This window comes from Synechococcus sp. BS56D (assembly GCF_004332405.1).
Classification (GTDB): Bacteria; Cyanobacteriota; Cyanobacteriia; order PCC-6307; family Cyanobiaceae; genus Synechococcus_C.
The window spans coordinates 24,873-38,905 of the sequence record NZ_PHQU01000001.1 but is presented as its reverse complement, the minus strand read 5'-3'; the positions used below and the strand labels follow the sequence as shown (position 1 = coordinate 38,905).

The following is a 14,033-nucleotide window of genomic DNA, read 5'->3' as shown; positions in this document are numbered from 1 at the left end:
TTGCCGTTTTAGGAAGCGCCTGCTCTCGCCGTTGCCCCGGCTTCGAGCGCGGCGCGCCATCGGCATGAGATCGTCGAGCAGCCGCCCCAATGGAGGTGGACCCAACTGGCGTGAACGTTGTTCAGATTCCATCCCTCCTCCCGGCGCTGCGATCTCCAGCCTTCAACCTGCCACAGGCTTTCTTCCTTGCCCACAGTCTCCAGTGACCAGCGGTGAAACTCGTGGCCTACATAGCGTTCTCCCTTCCGTAGAAGCAGACTGTCTGCAGTGGCGGTCAGCTGTCGGTAACCCACCTGCAGGTTGCCGCGGCGCGCTCCGAAGGGCAGAACTCCGGCCATGGGATGTGCCCTGCCTTCCAGGTCGGTGAGCGTTTGCCCGAGCAGCAACATCCCACCGCATTCCGCATAGAGCGGTCGTTGTCTGAACCAGTGGCGCAGGGCGGTCAGACTTTGTTTGCATTCGCTTAGGGCTGCGGCGTGCTGCTCCGGGAAGCCACCGGGAAGAATCAGGCCTGTCGCTTCCTCCGGAATCGCTTCGTCAGCCAGTGGGCTCCAGGACAGCACTGGCATCCCTAGGGCCTCAAGGCTTTCCTGCATCTCCGGATAGCGGAAATGGAAAGCGGCGTCCTGGGCCACAGCCACTGGAAGCAGCGAGCGGCTGGTGCCGTTGGGCGGCTCTGCATTGAGCGATTCGAGTGGAGGAACACGGCTCGAGGGGGGCTGCAGCAGCGGCAGAAGGGCCCCTAGGTCGAGATGTTCCTGGGCCAGGGATGCCCAGGCCTCTAGGCGACCTTCAAGTCGTTCCAATTCGTGGGCTGGTGCGAGTCCGAGATGCCGACTGGGCAGTTCCAGGCTCAGATTGCGGGGCAGGCTCCCCAGTAGGGGCACATCAATGCCATTGAGTACCGCATCGAGCAGTTCTCGATGGCGGGGACTACTGACTCGGTTGAGCACGACCCCAGCCAGTCGCAGAGAGGGGTCGTGTTGTTGAAATCCGCGCACCAGGGCAGCGAGTGATTGGGCTTGTCCGCTGGCATCCACAACGAGGACCACCGGGAGCTGGAGAGCGGCTGCAACAGCTGCACTGCTGCCATCACTGCTTGGACCGATGCCATCGAAGAGGCCCATGACCCCTTCCACCACCGCCAGATCAGCCGTGCTGCCATGACGGAGGAAGCTGCCTCGTACCCAGTCCTCACCGCAGAGGCTCAGATCCAGGTTGCGACAGGGGCGCCCCGATGCAGCTGTCAGCAGCTGTGGGTCCAGATAGTCAGGCCCCACCTTGAACGGTTGAATGCTCTTCCCCTGCTGGCGGGCCCAGGCGATCAGGCTGAGCGTGAGCAGGGTCTTGCCACTGCCGCTGGATGGCGCGGCGATTAGACAGGCCATGCAGCGGCAATGCGGCTCAGCTCAGCAGCTTGGCAGCTAGAGGAGCGGCGGCGGCGAGCAAGGGGTTTGTGGTGTCGTGTCCGCCCTCGAGCAGGCGGGCCACATCGGCTTCAACCGGATTGTTCTGTACTGGCACCACTTCCTCCAGCAGTTCCATGCTGGCCATGCCCCCAGCCTCGAGGCGCATGCAGCCTCCTGATTCAGCGCAGAGAATCACGCAGACTGCCGGCCGGGTCTCGGGCTTGCAGATCAGCCGCAACCCAACGATCTGTCCGGGGTGGATGCTTGGTTGCCCCATGGGTACAGGCGCGATCCGCATCTGCACGCTGATGCCATCCGGCCGCTGGAATTCGGCACTGATGCCGTGGTCTTCCGTGCGCTGGGACCCTTTGAGGAGCCAGCCCAGGCGATCGGCCACCCAGGAGGCGAGCAGTAAACCCTGAACGGGATGCTCGCCCTCTACATCGAGATCAATTTGCACCACGTGGCTGAGAGCGTCGCGACGCTGGGGCGGATCGAAGACCATGGCCAGGGTTTCGCGCCAGCTTCTTAGTCGCAGCCAGTTGAGATCGTTCACCGCTTGTCGGGCTTCGATTCGGCTGGAGAGCAGCTCGAGGCAGTGCTGGGGGGAGCCCAAGGCGGAGTCGATGATCAGGCGCCGGGGGCCGATCGCCAGTTGCTGGAGCAGCTCGGGTGCCTCATCAAGGTTGCCGTTCCACCACACCCATGAGGGCAGTTCTTCAGGCAGAAGCGGTTGCAGAATGCCCAGGCCGCGGCTGAGGGCGTCATGGCCGCCGCGTAGCACCACAACATCGCCACAGGCGGCGGTGCCACCGCCTTCCTCAGGCAGCGGGCAGTAGGCCGCCACCAGTGTTTCGAGCTCGCGTCCTCCATCAAGGCTTGGGGCGAGGGTGATGAGGCGACGGGGCCGTAGGGCACTGACCGCCGGATCCACGTGCTGTCCACGCAAATCCTCGCTGTTGCTCTGACCTTCGAGTCGGGCCAGAGAGTCCGCAACGGTTGGTGTGAGCGGGGGAGTGCTCAGGGCGAGATCTCCATCCACCACCGCTTGCCGTGCGGCAGCGATCAGCTCGTCACGCTGCACGCCGGTGACAGGGCCGGGGAGTCGGCCGGTGCGTACCAGCTGCTGTTCCACCCAGGCGGGTTGCCAGATCAACAGACAAAAGGTGTGAGCACCGGTGCTGCCGGGCTGGTCTTTCGACCAGAGTTGCTCCAGGTAGGAGGGAACCTCGGAGGGGGGGAGTTCGAGCGGGGTCTGCAGGGTGAGCTGGGGAGACATGACGGGCCTTTGGATAACGGATGGAGAAAGGGATCGACGTCAGGGGCGGCGCCAGAGGAGGCCGTCACGGGCCAGTAGGGCATCGGCAGCGGCGGGTCCCCAGGTTCTGGATTCATAGGGGTGGATCGGCAGCCGCCAGGGGCTGTCTTCAATCAGTTCAAGCAACGGCGTGTAAAGCCGCCAGGCCGCTTCCACCTCATCGCTGCGGGTGAAGAGCGTGGGGTCGCTCAGCATGGCGTCGGCCAGCAGCCGCACGTAGCCCTCGTCTGAGGGCTCGCCGAAGGATTCGTCGTAGGAGAACTCCATTTCGACCGGCCGACTGCGCATGCCGGATCCGGGCGATTTCACCTCAAAACGGAATTCCGCACCCTCATCGGGTTGAATCCGCAGGATCAGCTGGTTGGCAGTCGGGCTTCCACCTGCCGCATCGAAGAGATGCACTGGCGCCTCACGAAACGTCAGCACCACCTCGCTGAGGCGCTTGGCCAGCCGCTTGCCGGTGCGTACATAGAAGGGAACCCCCTGCCAGCGCCAGTTGTCGATGAACAGCTTTATCGCCACATAGGTCTCCGTGGTGCTGTTCGGATCCACACCTGGTTCCTGTCGGTAACCGGCCAAGGGTGATGTGGCTGTGCCACCTGGGCCGTATTGGCCGCGGATGCAGCAATTCCAGGGCTCGAGTTCGTCAGCCAGGCGGGCAGCCTGCAGCACTTTTGCTTTTTCGCTGCGGATCGCTTCTGGATCGAAGCGCCCGGGGGTCTCCATGGCGGTGATCGCGAGCATCTGGGTCAGATGGTTCTGCACCATGTCGCGCAGGGCTCCCGAGGTTTCGTAGTAACCGGCTCGCTCTTCCACACCGACAGTTTCGGCAGCGGTGATCTGCACGCTTGAGATGTAGTTCCGATTCCAGATCGGCTCGAAAATCGTGTTCGCGAAACGCAGAACCATGATGTTCTGCACCGTTTCCTTGCCCAGGTAGTGGTCAATGCGGAAGATCTGGTTTTCCTGTCCGCAGGCCTGCACCACCTTGTTGAGCGCTTGGGCGCTGCTGTAGTCGCGGCCAAAGGGTTTCTCGATCACGACCCGGCTCCTTGCCGGATCTTTCAGCAGACCGGCATCGGCAAGGGCGCGGCAGCCACTGCCGTAAAACTTCGGTGAGACCGAAAGGTAGAAGGTCCGATTGCTACGGGTCGCGCGAAGACGGTCGATCTCCTCGAGGCGGCGCCCGAGCTTCACCAGGTCTTCAGGTTGCTGAAGATCCACTGGCTCGTAAAACATTCCGGCCGAGAACTGCTCCCAGGCCAGGCGGTTTTCACGGACTGTTTCGCCCATGGCCTCGGCCATCTTCTGGCGAAACTCCTCATCGCTCCAGGGGCGGCGCGCGCAGCCGAGCAGGGCGAATTCACTCGGCAGGCGACGCTGCTGGAACAGTTCGAACAGAGCCGGAACCAGTTTGCGATGGGTCAGATCCCCACTGGCACCAAAGATGACCAGACACTGCGGGGCGATGACCCGTTCCTGCCGCAGGCCGACCCGCAGTGGATTCGTGATCGTTGCGCTCATGGCACGGAGAGTTCTGCCAGAGGTTTAACCAGGAATTGCAGTCCTGGCAGTGCTCCAGAACATCCCGCCATGGTTTTGAAAAAAAGCCCGCCGGGAGGCGGGCTGAGCGGATCAATAGGTTTCGACGTGCCAACGATCAGCTTTCTTGAGCTGGGGACGCAATTCCGACCAGTCGAGCCCTTTGGCGGCAGCCGCGGCACTCATCGCTTCGTCAATGCCGGGCTCCATGCCCCGAAGTCCGCACATGTACACGTGGGTCTTGGGATTTTCAATCATCGCGAAGATCTCTTCGGCGTGTTCGAGCACCCGATCCTGGATGTACATGCGGCCACCCTTGCTGTTCTGCTGCTCGCGGCTGATGGCCTTGGTGTAGCGGAAGTTCTCGGGGAACTGGCTCTGATAGTGCTCGAAATCAGCGTCGTAGAGAAGGTTCGGGGTTTTGGGAGCACCCATGAACAGCCAGGCCTTGCCACGGAAGTGCCAGTTGTTGAGCTCGCGCTCCTTGGGCTCAAACATGCGGCGCAGGTAGGTGCGCATCGGAGCGATACCGGTGCCAGTGGCCAGCATGATCACGTTGGCCTCCTCGTCTTCGGGGAGAAGCATTTCCTTGCCAACGGGGCCGGTGATCTTCACCTTGGCGCCGGGCTCGATGTCACAGAGGAAGGTCGAGCAGACGCCGTTGATGGTCTCTCCGTCCTTCTCGTATTGCAGTTGGCGAACGCAGAGCGAAACGGTGTTGTCGTGATAGTCGTCGCCATGGCGGGTGCTGGCGATCGAATAGAGACGGAGCTTATGGGGCTTGCCGTTGGCGTCTTCACCATCGGGAATGATGCCGATGCTTTGGCCTTCGACGTAATTCAGATGGGGGTCGCCGCCACTCAGGTCGAAGGTGATGTGCTGCACGCGTCCGATCGCACCCTCATCCAGCAGGCTGTAGTTCTCGGTAACAGTGCCGATGAAGGGAGTTTTCGGTTTGTAGAGGTTGACCGGAACGGCTGCATGGGCAGGCTTGGGAGCGGAAGCAGTCACAGGGGCAGAAGAAGAGGGCGTCTGAGAGGCGGTACTGGCGGGCGTCGATCCGGAATCGGCAGGGATCACGGCTGTGATTTTGCCGCCTGACGAAGTAATGCGCTGAACAGTGGCCTGGAGCTGGCTAAATCCCACAGTGAAGCGCCGTTCCGCACGGCGCTGACGACCGGACTGAAGGCCGAGCACCACCACGGTGAACATGCGTTCTTTGGAGTCGCCTGAACCAGCCGTGCTGACGCGCATGGACTTTGCCTTCTCATGAAACGGCGCGATCATAGGCGTGCTCAGCAGATCTCTGGTTACATTTGCCGACTGCTTCACGGTGTTTGGCGCTGCTGCTGAGTGTTTTTCTTAAGATCGTTCGATTGACTCTTTCAGATTTCTCAGCGGGGACTCGTCGTTGACGTTCACGGATTTGTCACGGCTGCAGCGCAACGGGGCCCGCGGTGTTGAGGATTCCATGCTGCGCCGTCAAACCATTGAGCAGACCATGGAGCGCCTCCCCCAGGGTGTGCGAAGGCTGGCTGTGCAGCTGCGCACACCAATTGGTGTCGATCTCCTCTGGTCCGTTCTCACGGATTACGACCGTTTGAGCAGCTTCATCCCCAATCTCAGCAGCTCCACCCTTGAAGCAAGGCAAGGCAATCGCGTTGAGCTCGCTCAGGTGGGCAGTCAGCAGTTGCTGGGTTTGCGATTTTCTGCAGCTGTTCAGCTCGAACTGGTCGAACATCGCCCCGAGGGGCTGCTGCAATTTCGGATGCTCAAGGGCGATTTCCGTCGTTTTGAAGGCTCCTGGCGTCTTCAGTCCTTGCCCGACGGCACCTCACTTCTTTATGACCTCACGGTTCAAGGATGTCTTGGTATGCCTGTGGCCCTGATTGAGCAACGGCTGCGGAGCGATCTTTCGGCCAATCTTCTTGCCGTGGAACGGGAAGCCCAGCGACGGATTCAGTTCGACAACTGAAGTGATTGGATTGGTCAAAAGCCCCGCCTAAACCGTTGGTCGATGGTCAGGTGAAGGTGAAGCCAAGAATGATCAATGATCCACACGCATGAACCGTGTGAAGATCACAGACATCAAAGAAAAATCAGCGATCGGAGCAAGAACTACTCCGAAACTTGCAGTACCCCCAAGGGGATTCGAACCCCTGTCGCCTCCGTGAAAGGGAGGTGTCCTAGGCCTCTAGACGATGGGGGCGAGGCCGTGATCGTTGGATGTGCTCCCGATCACCAGATGAAACTAGGGGTCCGACTGACCCTCCGTCAAGACAGCGGCAGAGCCGTTCTGATCTTGCCCTTGCCAGACGGGAACAGTGAAGAAGAAGCAGGCTCCTTCCCCTGGTTCGGAGACCACCCAGATCTTGCCGCCGTGCACTTCAACGATGCGCCGACAGACTGAAAGGCCAACACCGAATCCAGAGGTGCCCCCGGATGTTTGGGGGAGTCGAACACGATCCTGGAAAATCCGTTGCTGTTCCTCTTCGGGTATTCCTGGACCGCTATCGCAGACGCTGATCTGCAACCACTGACTGGTGCGATGCAACATCGTCAGTGAGATGCGACCGCCGTCCTGGGTGTATTTGAGGGCGTTTTCCAGCAGGTTCAGGAGCACCTGGCGCATCCGGCGTTGGTCGGCAAACACCTTGGGCAGGTCGGAGGGGATGTCGGTGTGGATCGCCACATCTCGACCAAGCCAGAGCTTCTCGAGCTCAAGGATCGCTTCGGCGGCGACGCTGGCAAGGTCGAGTCGCTGGGGGTTGAACAAGGCCTCCCAGCGGGTGCTGCCCACTTCCAGCAGGTCTTTCGAGAGCAGCGCGATCTCTTCCAGTCGTCGTTTGAGTACGTCCTGAAACCGCGCCAAGTCGATCTGACCGAGTTGCTGGCTCTGCAAGGCCAGCGTGGCAGCGGTCAGGGGGGTGCGTAGCTCATGGGCGACCATGCGCAGCAGCCGTTCTTGGGCGCTGAGGCGATCGATCAGGGTTTCATTCTCCTGACGCAGTACAAGCAGCTGGTCTTCCAGCTGGAGCTCCCGCTGGGTGCGGCTGCCATCCAGCTCCGCGGGCTGGAGGCTCAGCCCCAATCCGCTTACGACCTCATCCTGTTGCCAGCGGGGAAGCCAACCCCGCAGCTGCTGGAAGATGCTGCTGCCGGCAAACACCTGCTTGGGAGCCGGTAAGAGCTTCACCAAAGCAGGAGTCACGACCAGACGATGCAGCTCAAGCAATTCCGGCTGCTGTGAGGGGTCCGACATCTGCAGCGTGACGTCGAAGCCGTTGTCTTCATGCTCGAGGAAGTGGATCAGCGAGCGCAGATCACCACTCGAAAGATGGTGTCGACCGGCCACCAGCAGGAGCTTGAGCTGCTGTCGCGGATTGGGATTGTTCCCATCCACAGGGCTGTCGTCAGAAAGATGATGCTCACCTTATGGGTTTTTGCAAGCTCTGGCAGAACCGCTATGACGAAGCTGTACAGACTGTTGTCTCACCGGACGGTTCTTCATGCCGCTGCTGCCGCTTGAGCGACGGGGAGTCTCCGAGCCCCCCGGAGATCCGCCGGTTAACCAACGGTTGCCGCTGGACAGTCACCTGCGCCGCTGGTTTGCGCGCAACCTTGGCCTCTGGCGTTCTCAGCGGCAGTACCTCTTCCCCACGGATGAGGTTCTCTATCTCGACATGATGATCCGCGTTGAGATCTTTGCGGAATCCCAGGTGGGGCAGCCGCGCTATCGCTTCACCTGGTGGCCGGAGCGGGAGACTGACTTCTTCGAGCGGCAGCCGCGCTATCGCCGAGAAGGGGTCATGGAGGCGACCCTGATGGGGCATCAACTCCAGAGGGAGCGTGCCTACCTCGAGGACATGCCTGTGCGGACCAGCATCCGTCAGGTGGATGAGCACGAGGTTGTCTTTGAATCCCATTACGCCGATTGGCATGTGCTGGAACACACCCGTCTGATTGATCAAGATCGCTACCGCTCGAGGGCGATCTACAGCTGGGAGAGAGGGGAGCTGGCGATTGTTGAGCATCACCATGAAACACGGATGGAGGACGCTTCCGCCCCCATTCCTGCCTGATCGTTCGTCACTGATTCGCCAAGGTTTCAGCTGAGGCGAATCAGATTCGGTCATGCCTGCACTGGTCCATCCGCCGCAGAATGGGGCAGCATGGCGCTGTCTTCCGATTCGGACTGTTGCGCTTCCCCACTCGCCGTCTTCGGCTTGCATTAGCGGCTCCTCTGCTGCTTTCTCCTCTGGTTCTGCTCGGTCCGTCCGCTTTGGCTCAGAACGCTGGTCAGTCAGCTGTCAAGCCCGCCACTAACGATGATGTCTTTCTCTATCGGGGGATGGGCTCGTCTTACGTGTGCAATGCCCGTGCCGCTGGGGTCGAGTTCCCCAAGGCCGTCGGTATCGCTGCTGCCACCTATGTGCAGATTCTCAACGGTCGCCATGGCGGCCAGGTGGCCTCAGCCGGCAATAAGAAGCTCACCAATGAGCAGCTCTTTGCTGGCGCCGAATTCCAGATCATCACTGGTGCTCTTCAGTTCTGTCCCAAGGAAGTGCCCGCCGATGTGAAGGCCAAGGTGGAAGAAGCCCTCAAGAAACAGAAGGGCGCCAAGTAAGCCGTTCCTGTCACAGCGCAAGCCCCAGGCCCACCAGGTGCATCCTGATGCATCTGGTGGGCCGCTTGGCAGCAGGCTCAGTCCTTTGGTGAGCACCGCCTGAGCGAAGAGCGCGCCAGGATCGGTCAAGAGAGAGCTGCGCATGACTCACACCGCTTCCCTGGATTCCGTCGTTCGCCTTGCTGACTACAAGCCATACCCCTTCTCGATCCCCAGCATCAGACTGGATTTCCGCATCGAGGAACGCCTGGTGCAAGTCACCAGCAGTCTGCAAGTGGAACCCCTGGCGGATTCTCAGCCGCTGATCCTGCGCGGTGTGGATCTTGAGCTGCTGTCGATCCAACTCGATGGAAAGGTTCTGGATGCGGCTGATTTCGTTCTCGATGGCTCGCTGCTTCGAATCCCAGCTCCTCCTCTTCAGCCGTTCACTCTCACGACGGTTTGTCGCATCGATCCCCATGCCAATACCTCCCTGGAGGGGCTGTATGCCAGTGGTGGCATGCTCACCACCCAGTGCGAAGCGGAGGGCTTCCGGAGGATCACATTTCATCCCGATCGCCCCGACGTGCTCAGTCGTTATCGGGTGCGCATCGAAGCCGATCGACAGCGTTTTCCGGTGCTTTTGTCCAACGGCAATGCGCTGAGTCAAGGCCCCCTGAGTGGAGACCCCAGCCGCCATGAGGCGATCTGGGATGACCCGTACCTGAAGCCCTCCTATTTGTTTGCCCTGGTGGCTGGTGATCTGCGTGAGCTGCGGGATCACTTTGTGACCCGCTCCGGTCGCGAGGTGGCGTTACGTCTTCATGTGGAGCCCGGTGATGAGCCCTACACCTCCCATGCCATGGACTCCCTCAAGCGCTCGATGGCATGGGATGAGCAGGTCTATGGCCTCGAATACGACCTTGATGAGTTCAACACGGTTGCCGTGCGCCACTTCAACATGGGCGCGATGGAGAACAAGAGTCTGAATATCTTCAACTCCAAGCTGGTTTTGGCTGATGCCGAAACCGCAACTGACGGCGAACTGGAGCGGATCGAAAGTGTCGTCGCCCATGAGTATTTTCATAATTGGTCGGGCAACCGGATCACCTGTCGCGACTGGTTTCAGCTCTCTCTTAAGGAGGGGCTCACCGTGTTTCGCGATCAGTGCTTCACGGCTGATCTGCATTCCGCTGGCCTGAAGCGCATCGAGGATGCCTCGATGCTTCGCAATACCCAATTTCGGGAGGATGCCGGTCCCACGGCCCATCCGGTCAAGCCGGACGCCTACCAAGCCATCGACAATTTCTACACAACGACGATTTACGAGAAGGGCGCTGAGCTGATTCGCATGCTGCGCACCTTGCTTGGGGAGGAGCGCTTCATGGCTGGCATGCGGCTGTACTTCCAGCGGCATGACGGCGAGGCGGCCACCACGGATGATTTCGTGGCCGCCATTCTTGATGGAGCCAGCGCCGATCGTGACGAACTGGGCTTCGATCCTGAGCAGTTCAAGCGCTGGTATCACCAAGCGGGCACGCCCACAGTGCAGATTCACCGTGCATGGAATGCTTCGACCGGGGAGCTGACCCTGCGCTTCCGTCAGAGCACGCCGCCCACCCCAGGCCAGCCAGAGAAGCAGCCGCTGGTGATTCCTCTTCTCTGGGCTCTTCTCGGGCCCAACGGTGAACCTGGAAAGGAGCGCCTGTTGGTGCTCGATCAGGAGGAAGAGACTCTCGTTTTGGAGGGACTCTCGCCATCAGCGCGTCCGCCTGCACTCTCCCTGTTTCGTCGGTTTTCGGCCCCGGTGCATTGGCAGGCCGTTCAGGACGTGGATGAGTTGTTCCTGTTGTTCGCTCACGACGACGACCCCTTCGCGCGCTGGGATGCGGGCCAGCAGCTCTGGCGCACTCTGTTGCTGGCCCGGGCTTCCGGGACCAGGGATTCGGATCTTGAACAACGGATGCTCGAGGCCTTGCGTGGCCTGCTCGCGATTGAGGGCGAGTCCGACCCAGCGGTGTTGGCGACCCTGCTTGCTTTCCCCGGTGGAGCAGAACTGGAGGCTCTCCAGAAGGAAGCAGATCCTCCGGCTCTCTTTCAAGCCGCCTGTGGTTTGCGTGAATGCCTTGGCCGGGTCCTGGCACCGTTGCTGCACCAGCGGCTGGAGGCCCTGGCCCCGCAGCTTTCCCAGGCCTGGCCCCTGGGGCAGGGTGAGCGGCAACTCACCGCGGTGATCTGGAGCTGGCTGGCGGCAGCGGGTGATGGCGCCGTATGGGCCCAGGCGCTAGCTGCGGTCAATGGACCTTCCATGACCCTTGCCCGAGCTGCCCTTCGGGCCCTGTTGCCGATTGACTGCAGCGAACGGGAGATGGCCCTGCAGTGTTTTTATGACCGTTGGCAGGAGCGGCCGGTCATCCTTGATGGTTGGTTTGCTCTCGAGGCATCGACCCCGCGAACAGATGGTCTGGCGCGGGTGGAAGCGCTTCTCGCTCACCCACGGTTCGATCCGATGGCGCCCAATGCGGTCCGCGCCGTCCTTGGTGGGCTGGCGGGGAATCCGCTCGTGTTTCATGCGGCTAATGGAAGCGGTTACCGCTTCATGGCAGCTCAGATCATTCAGGTGGATCAGCGCAATGCGATCACGGCGTCGCGAATGGCCAAGGTGTTCAGTCGCTGGCGCAGCTACGCGCCGGATCGTCAGGCCTTGGTCAAGCAAGCCCTGGATCAGCTTGCAGCGGCAGAGCTCTCGACGAATACCCGCGAGGTTGTGGCCCTGATGCAGCAGGGCTGACGCTGAACCGTTAGGGGGGTGTCGCACCCAGTGACTCGAAGGCGGCCTGGCGAATCGCAGGCCCCTCCTCCCCTGCGTACGCTCCCCACAAGCCCTCCCAATAGAAGAAGATCACGCCGTGCCCCCGTTCACGGGACAGCCGCACCTTCTCCCGCAGCACTGGCATCGGAGTGGTGCGTTTGCCGAATCCGGCCAGCACTCCGATCTGCACCGGCATGCCCCATTCTCGGGCCTTGCGTAGGGCCGGTTGGTCGAGATCTTTGGCAAATCCCTTCAGGGAGTAGGCATAGTTCTGCACAACCAGATCATCGATCAGCTCACCAACGGCCCAGAGTTCCCAGTCCTGGAGCCAGTGGTTGTAAGCAAACCGGAAGGGCCCAGGGGAGAGGCTGATCCGTTGGGGCAGCGCCTCCTCTTTCAGGCGACTACGGAGCTCCCTCAGGAGACCTGTGAGTTGTCGGCGGCGCCAGGTCATCCATTGGCGATTCGTGTGATCCTTCGGTGGAAGCGAGCCGGTGTCTTGCCTGTAAAGCTCAGATGTGTAGGGGTCATAACCCAGTTCCACGGGCCAGGCGAAGTGGTCATCCAACTGCAGGCCATCCAGCCGGCAGCGTTTCATGACCTCCACCACGAGCCCGATGAAGCGCTCGCGTACCTGGGGGTGGGCGGGATTGAGCCAGACCATCTCCTTGCCGTGCAGCACGGTGATCGGACTTCCATTGGCCTTCTGCAGCACCCAATCCGGCTGATCCCTGACCACAGCCGATCCCGCCGGCTCCATCAGTCCATATTCGAACCAGGGAATCACCTTCATGTCTCTGGCATGGGCTTCCCTGCTCAGAGTGCAGATTGGATCGAGGTTCACCCCTGCTGCCGCAAGGGCGGGCTCCAAGGGCGCGAATTGGCTTTGGTGAAAGGTTGTACCCCGACTCCAGACATTCGGATACAGGGTGGTGAATCCCGCGGCCTTGAGTTCCTTCACCGCCTGTTGCAGTCGATTCCTGTCGTAGTACAGGGGGCTTGGGCTGTTGGTGAGCCAGACCCCGAGGGGTTGGCTGCTAGTGACCGACGCGAGGCGTTCACTCAGGCTGCTGGCGCGTTGAATCGGGGGAGTGGGCTCGGCTGGTGGCGGGGGCGTCCTCGGGACAGTCACTCGCGAGGGCAGTGGGACGCTCTGACCCGCCGGGCTCGCCAGGCAGAACACAAGGCTCAGCAAGGAAAGACCACCCACCGCTCGATGACGAGTGGAGGGTTCACGTGGGGTGCAAGCACGCTTCAGCGCTCTAATCCTTGTCGCCGTGGCTGTGCCCCAGCTCACGTCAGCGGAACATCGAGCTGACAGAACTTTCCTCGTGAATCCGCCAAATCGCTTCTCCGAGCATGTTTGCAACCGAAAGCACCTGCAGCTGAGGGAAGGTGCGATCAGCCGCGATCGGAATGCTGTTGGTGACCACCACCTGCTCAAAGAGCCCATCGACAGATAGACGCTCGCAGGCCGGTGGCGAGAAAACGGCGTGGGTGGCACAGGCGATCACCCGATCGGCACCCTGCTGACGCAGGAGGCGAGCTCCGGCGCAGATGGTGCCACCCGTGTCGATCATGTCGTCGATCAGGATCGCCGTACGGCCGGCGACATCACCAATCACCGTGAGGCTTTCCGCCATGTTGTGGCCAGTCCGGCGCTTGTCGATGATCGCCAGCGGCGCATCGTTCATTTGTTTGGCGAAGGCGCGGGCACGGGCCACCCCGCCCACATCCGGCGAAACCACCACAACATCCCCAAGATCCTGTGCGGCCAGATAGTCGACCAGCACGGGCGATCCATAGATGTGATCGCAGGGGATATCGAAATAACCCTGGATCTGGGCTGAGTGCAGGTCCATCGCCAGCACGCGGTCGACCCCGGATTTCACCAGGAGGTTGGCGGTGAGTTTGGCCGTGATTGATTCCCGCCCTGCGGTTTTTCGGTCTGCTCTTGCGTAGCCGTAGTAGGGCACCACAGCCGTGACTTGCCGGGCTGAGGCCCGACGGCAGGCATCCACCATGATCAGCAGCTCCATCAGGTGGTCATTGACCGGAGCACAGGTGGGTTGGATCAGGAAGACATCGCAGCCCCGGATCGACTCCTGGATCTGCACGTAAAGCTCGCCGTCGGCAAAGCGCTTGACCACCCGAGGACCATCGGGGACGCCCAGGTAGGCCGCAATTTCCCTAGACAGAGCAGGGTTGGAGGTTCCGCTGAACAAGCGGAGCCTACGGGTGTCCTGCTGAATTTTCTCCTGTTCGGCACGGGCTGCAGTCAGGAAACTGGTCACGGGCCCGCGGACGAGGACAGTTGTGTTCCGATCGTAGTGCCGTGGGAGGCAA

11 protein-coding genes and 1 tRNA gene are annotated in these 14,033 nt (G+C 61.2%); 4 read left to right on the top strand and 8 right to left on the bottom strand.

The annotated features are described in order from the left end of the window. Positions 1-8: 8 nt before the first annotated feature. The 4 genes from CWE17_RS00155 to CWE17_RS00140 all read right to left on the bottom strand — a co-directional run bounded on the left by CWE17_RS00155 (position 9) and on the right by CWE17_RS00140 (position 5,523). On the bottom strand, positions 9-1,388 hold the full coding sequence (locus CWE17_RS00155; protein WP_131454363.1) for a cobyrinate a,c-diamide synthase: 1,380 nt from the start codon (positions 1,386-1,388) through the stop codon (positions 9-11). Between the two features lie 16 nt (positions 1,389-1,404). Beyond that, positions 1,405-2,688, bottom strand: a complete 1,284-nt coding sequence (locus CWE17_RS00150; RefSeq protein ID WP_131454362.1) for a glucose-6-phosphate dehydrogenase assembly protein OpcA — start codon at positions 2,686-2,688, stop codon at positions 1,405-1,407. 39 nt (positions 2,689-2,727) lie between these two features. Then, entirely contained in the window at positions 2,728-4,251 is a 1,524-nt protein-coding gene (gene zwf / locus CWE17_RS00145; RefSeq protein ID WP_131454361.1) for a glucose-6-phosphate dehydrogenase, read from the bottom strand. A gap of 111 nt (positions 4,252-4,362) precedes the next feature. Next, positions 4,363-5,523 (bottom strand): phycobilisome linker polypeptide, encoded by a 1,161-nt coding sequence (locus CWE17_RS00140; protein ID WP_131454360.1) that lies wholly within the window; start codon positions 5,521-5,523, stop codon positions 4,363-4,365. A 217-nt stretch (positions 5,524-5,740) separates the two neighbouring features. Here CWE17_RS00140 and CWE17_RS00135 point away from each other — a divergent pair, with 217 nt between their 5' ends. Next, positions 5,741-6,244 (top strand): SRPBCC family protein, encoded by a 504-nt coding sequence (locus tag CWE17_RS00135; RefSeq protein WP_131454775.1) that lies wholly within the window; start codon positions 5,741-5,743, stop codon positions 6,242-6,244. Between the two features lie 161 nt (positions 6,245-6,405). On the opposite strand, the gene CWE17_RS00130 is transcribed toward CWE17_RS00135, so the two are convergent. After that, positions 6,406-6,478: transfer RNA gene (locus CWE17_RS00130), tRNA-Glu, on the bottom strand. Positions 6,479-6,520: 42 nt separating this feature from the next. Further along, the gene (locus tag CWE17_RS00125) at positions 6,521-7,672 is read right to left on the bottom strand and encodes a histidine kinase (protein ID WP_131454359.1); all 1,152 of its coding nucleotides are present in this window, start codon (positions 7,670-7,672) and stop codon (positions 6,521-6,523) included. 106 nt (positions 7,673-7,778) lie between these two features. Between CWE17_RS00125 and CWE17_RS00120 the strand changes: the two genes are divergently transcribed. The 3 genes from CWE17_RS00120 to pepN all read left to right on the top strand — a co-directional run bounded on the left by CWE17_RS00120 (position 7,779) and on the right by pepN (position 11,666). Then, complete coding sequence (locus CWE17_RS00120; protein WP_131454358.1) at positions 7,779-8,351, top strand: hypothetical protein; 573 nt, start codon at positions 7,779-7,781, stop codon at positions 8,349-8,351. 80 nt (positions 8,352-8,431) lie between these two features. After that, positions 8,432-8,896, top strand: a complete 465-nt coding sequence (locus CWE17_RS00115; RefSeq protein ID WP_131454357.1) for a cAMP phosphodiesterase — start codon at positions 8,432-8,434, stop codon at positions 8,894-8,896. Between the two features lie 142 nt (positions 8,897-9,038). Then, a complete protein-coding gene (gene pepN / locus CWE17_RS00110; protein WP_131454356.1) occupies positions 9,039-11,666 on the top strand; it encodes an aminopeptidase N in 2,628 nt (875 codons plus the stop codon). A gap of 10 nt (positions 11,667-11,676) precedes the next feature. Here pepN and CWE17_RS00105 read toward each other — a convergent pair whose 3' ends face one another. Both CWE17_RS00105 and CWE17_RS00100 read right to left on the bottom strand, forming a co-directional pair. Beyond that, a complete protein-coding gene (locus CWE17_RS00105; RefSeq protein WP_240789207.1) occupies positions 11,677-12,771 on the bottom strand; it encodes a glycoside hydrolase family 10 protein in 1,095 nt (364 codons plus the stop codon). A gap of 214 nt (positions 12,772-12,985) precedes the next feature. Further along, positions 12,986-13,981, bottom strand: a complete 996-nt coding sequence (locus CWE17_RS00100; RefSeq protein ID WP_131454354.1) for a ribose-phosphate pyrophosphokinase — start codon at positions 13,979-13,981, stop codon at positions 12,986-12,988. Positions 13,982-14,033 lie beyond the last annotated feature (52 nt).

Excerpts from the sequence above, each read along its gene's own strand:
- CWE17_RS00155 (WP_131454363.1), bottom strand. The coding sequence starts at position 1,388 with ATGGCCTGTCTAATCGCCGCGCCATCCAGCGGCAGTGGCAAGACCCTG.
- CWE17_RS00150 (WP_131454362.1), bottom strand. The coding sequence starts at position 2,688 with ATGTCTCCCCAGCTCACCCTGCAGACCCCGCTCGAACTCCCCCCCTCC.
- zwf (WP_131454361.1), bottom strand. The coding sequence starts at position 4,251 with ATGAGCGCAACGATCACGAATCCACTGCGGGTCGGCCTGCGGCAGGAA.
- CWE17_RS00140 (WP_131454360.1), bottom strand. The coding sequence starts at position 5,523 with ATGCGCGTCAGCACGGCTGGTTCAGGCGACTCCAAAGAACGCATGTTC.
- CWE17_RS00135 (WP_131454775.1), top strand. The coding sequence starts at position 5,741 with ATGCTGCGCCGTCAAACCATTGAGCAGACCATGGAGCGCCTCCCCCAG.
- CWE17_RS00120 (WP_131454358.1), top strand. The coding sequence starts at position 7,779 with ATGCCGCTGCTGCCGCTTGAGCGACGGGGAGTCTCCGAGCCCCCCGGA.
- CWE17_RS00115 (WP_131454357.1), top strand. The coding sequence starts at position 8,432 with ATGGGGCAGCATGGCGCTGTCTTCCGATTCGGACTGTTGCGCTTCCCC.
- pepN (WP_131454356.1), top strand. The coding sequence starts at position 9,039 with ATGACTCACACCGCTTCCCTGGATTCCGTCGTTCGCCTTGCTGACTAC.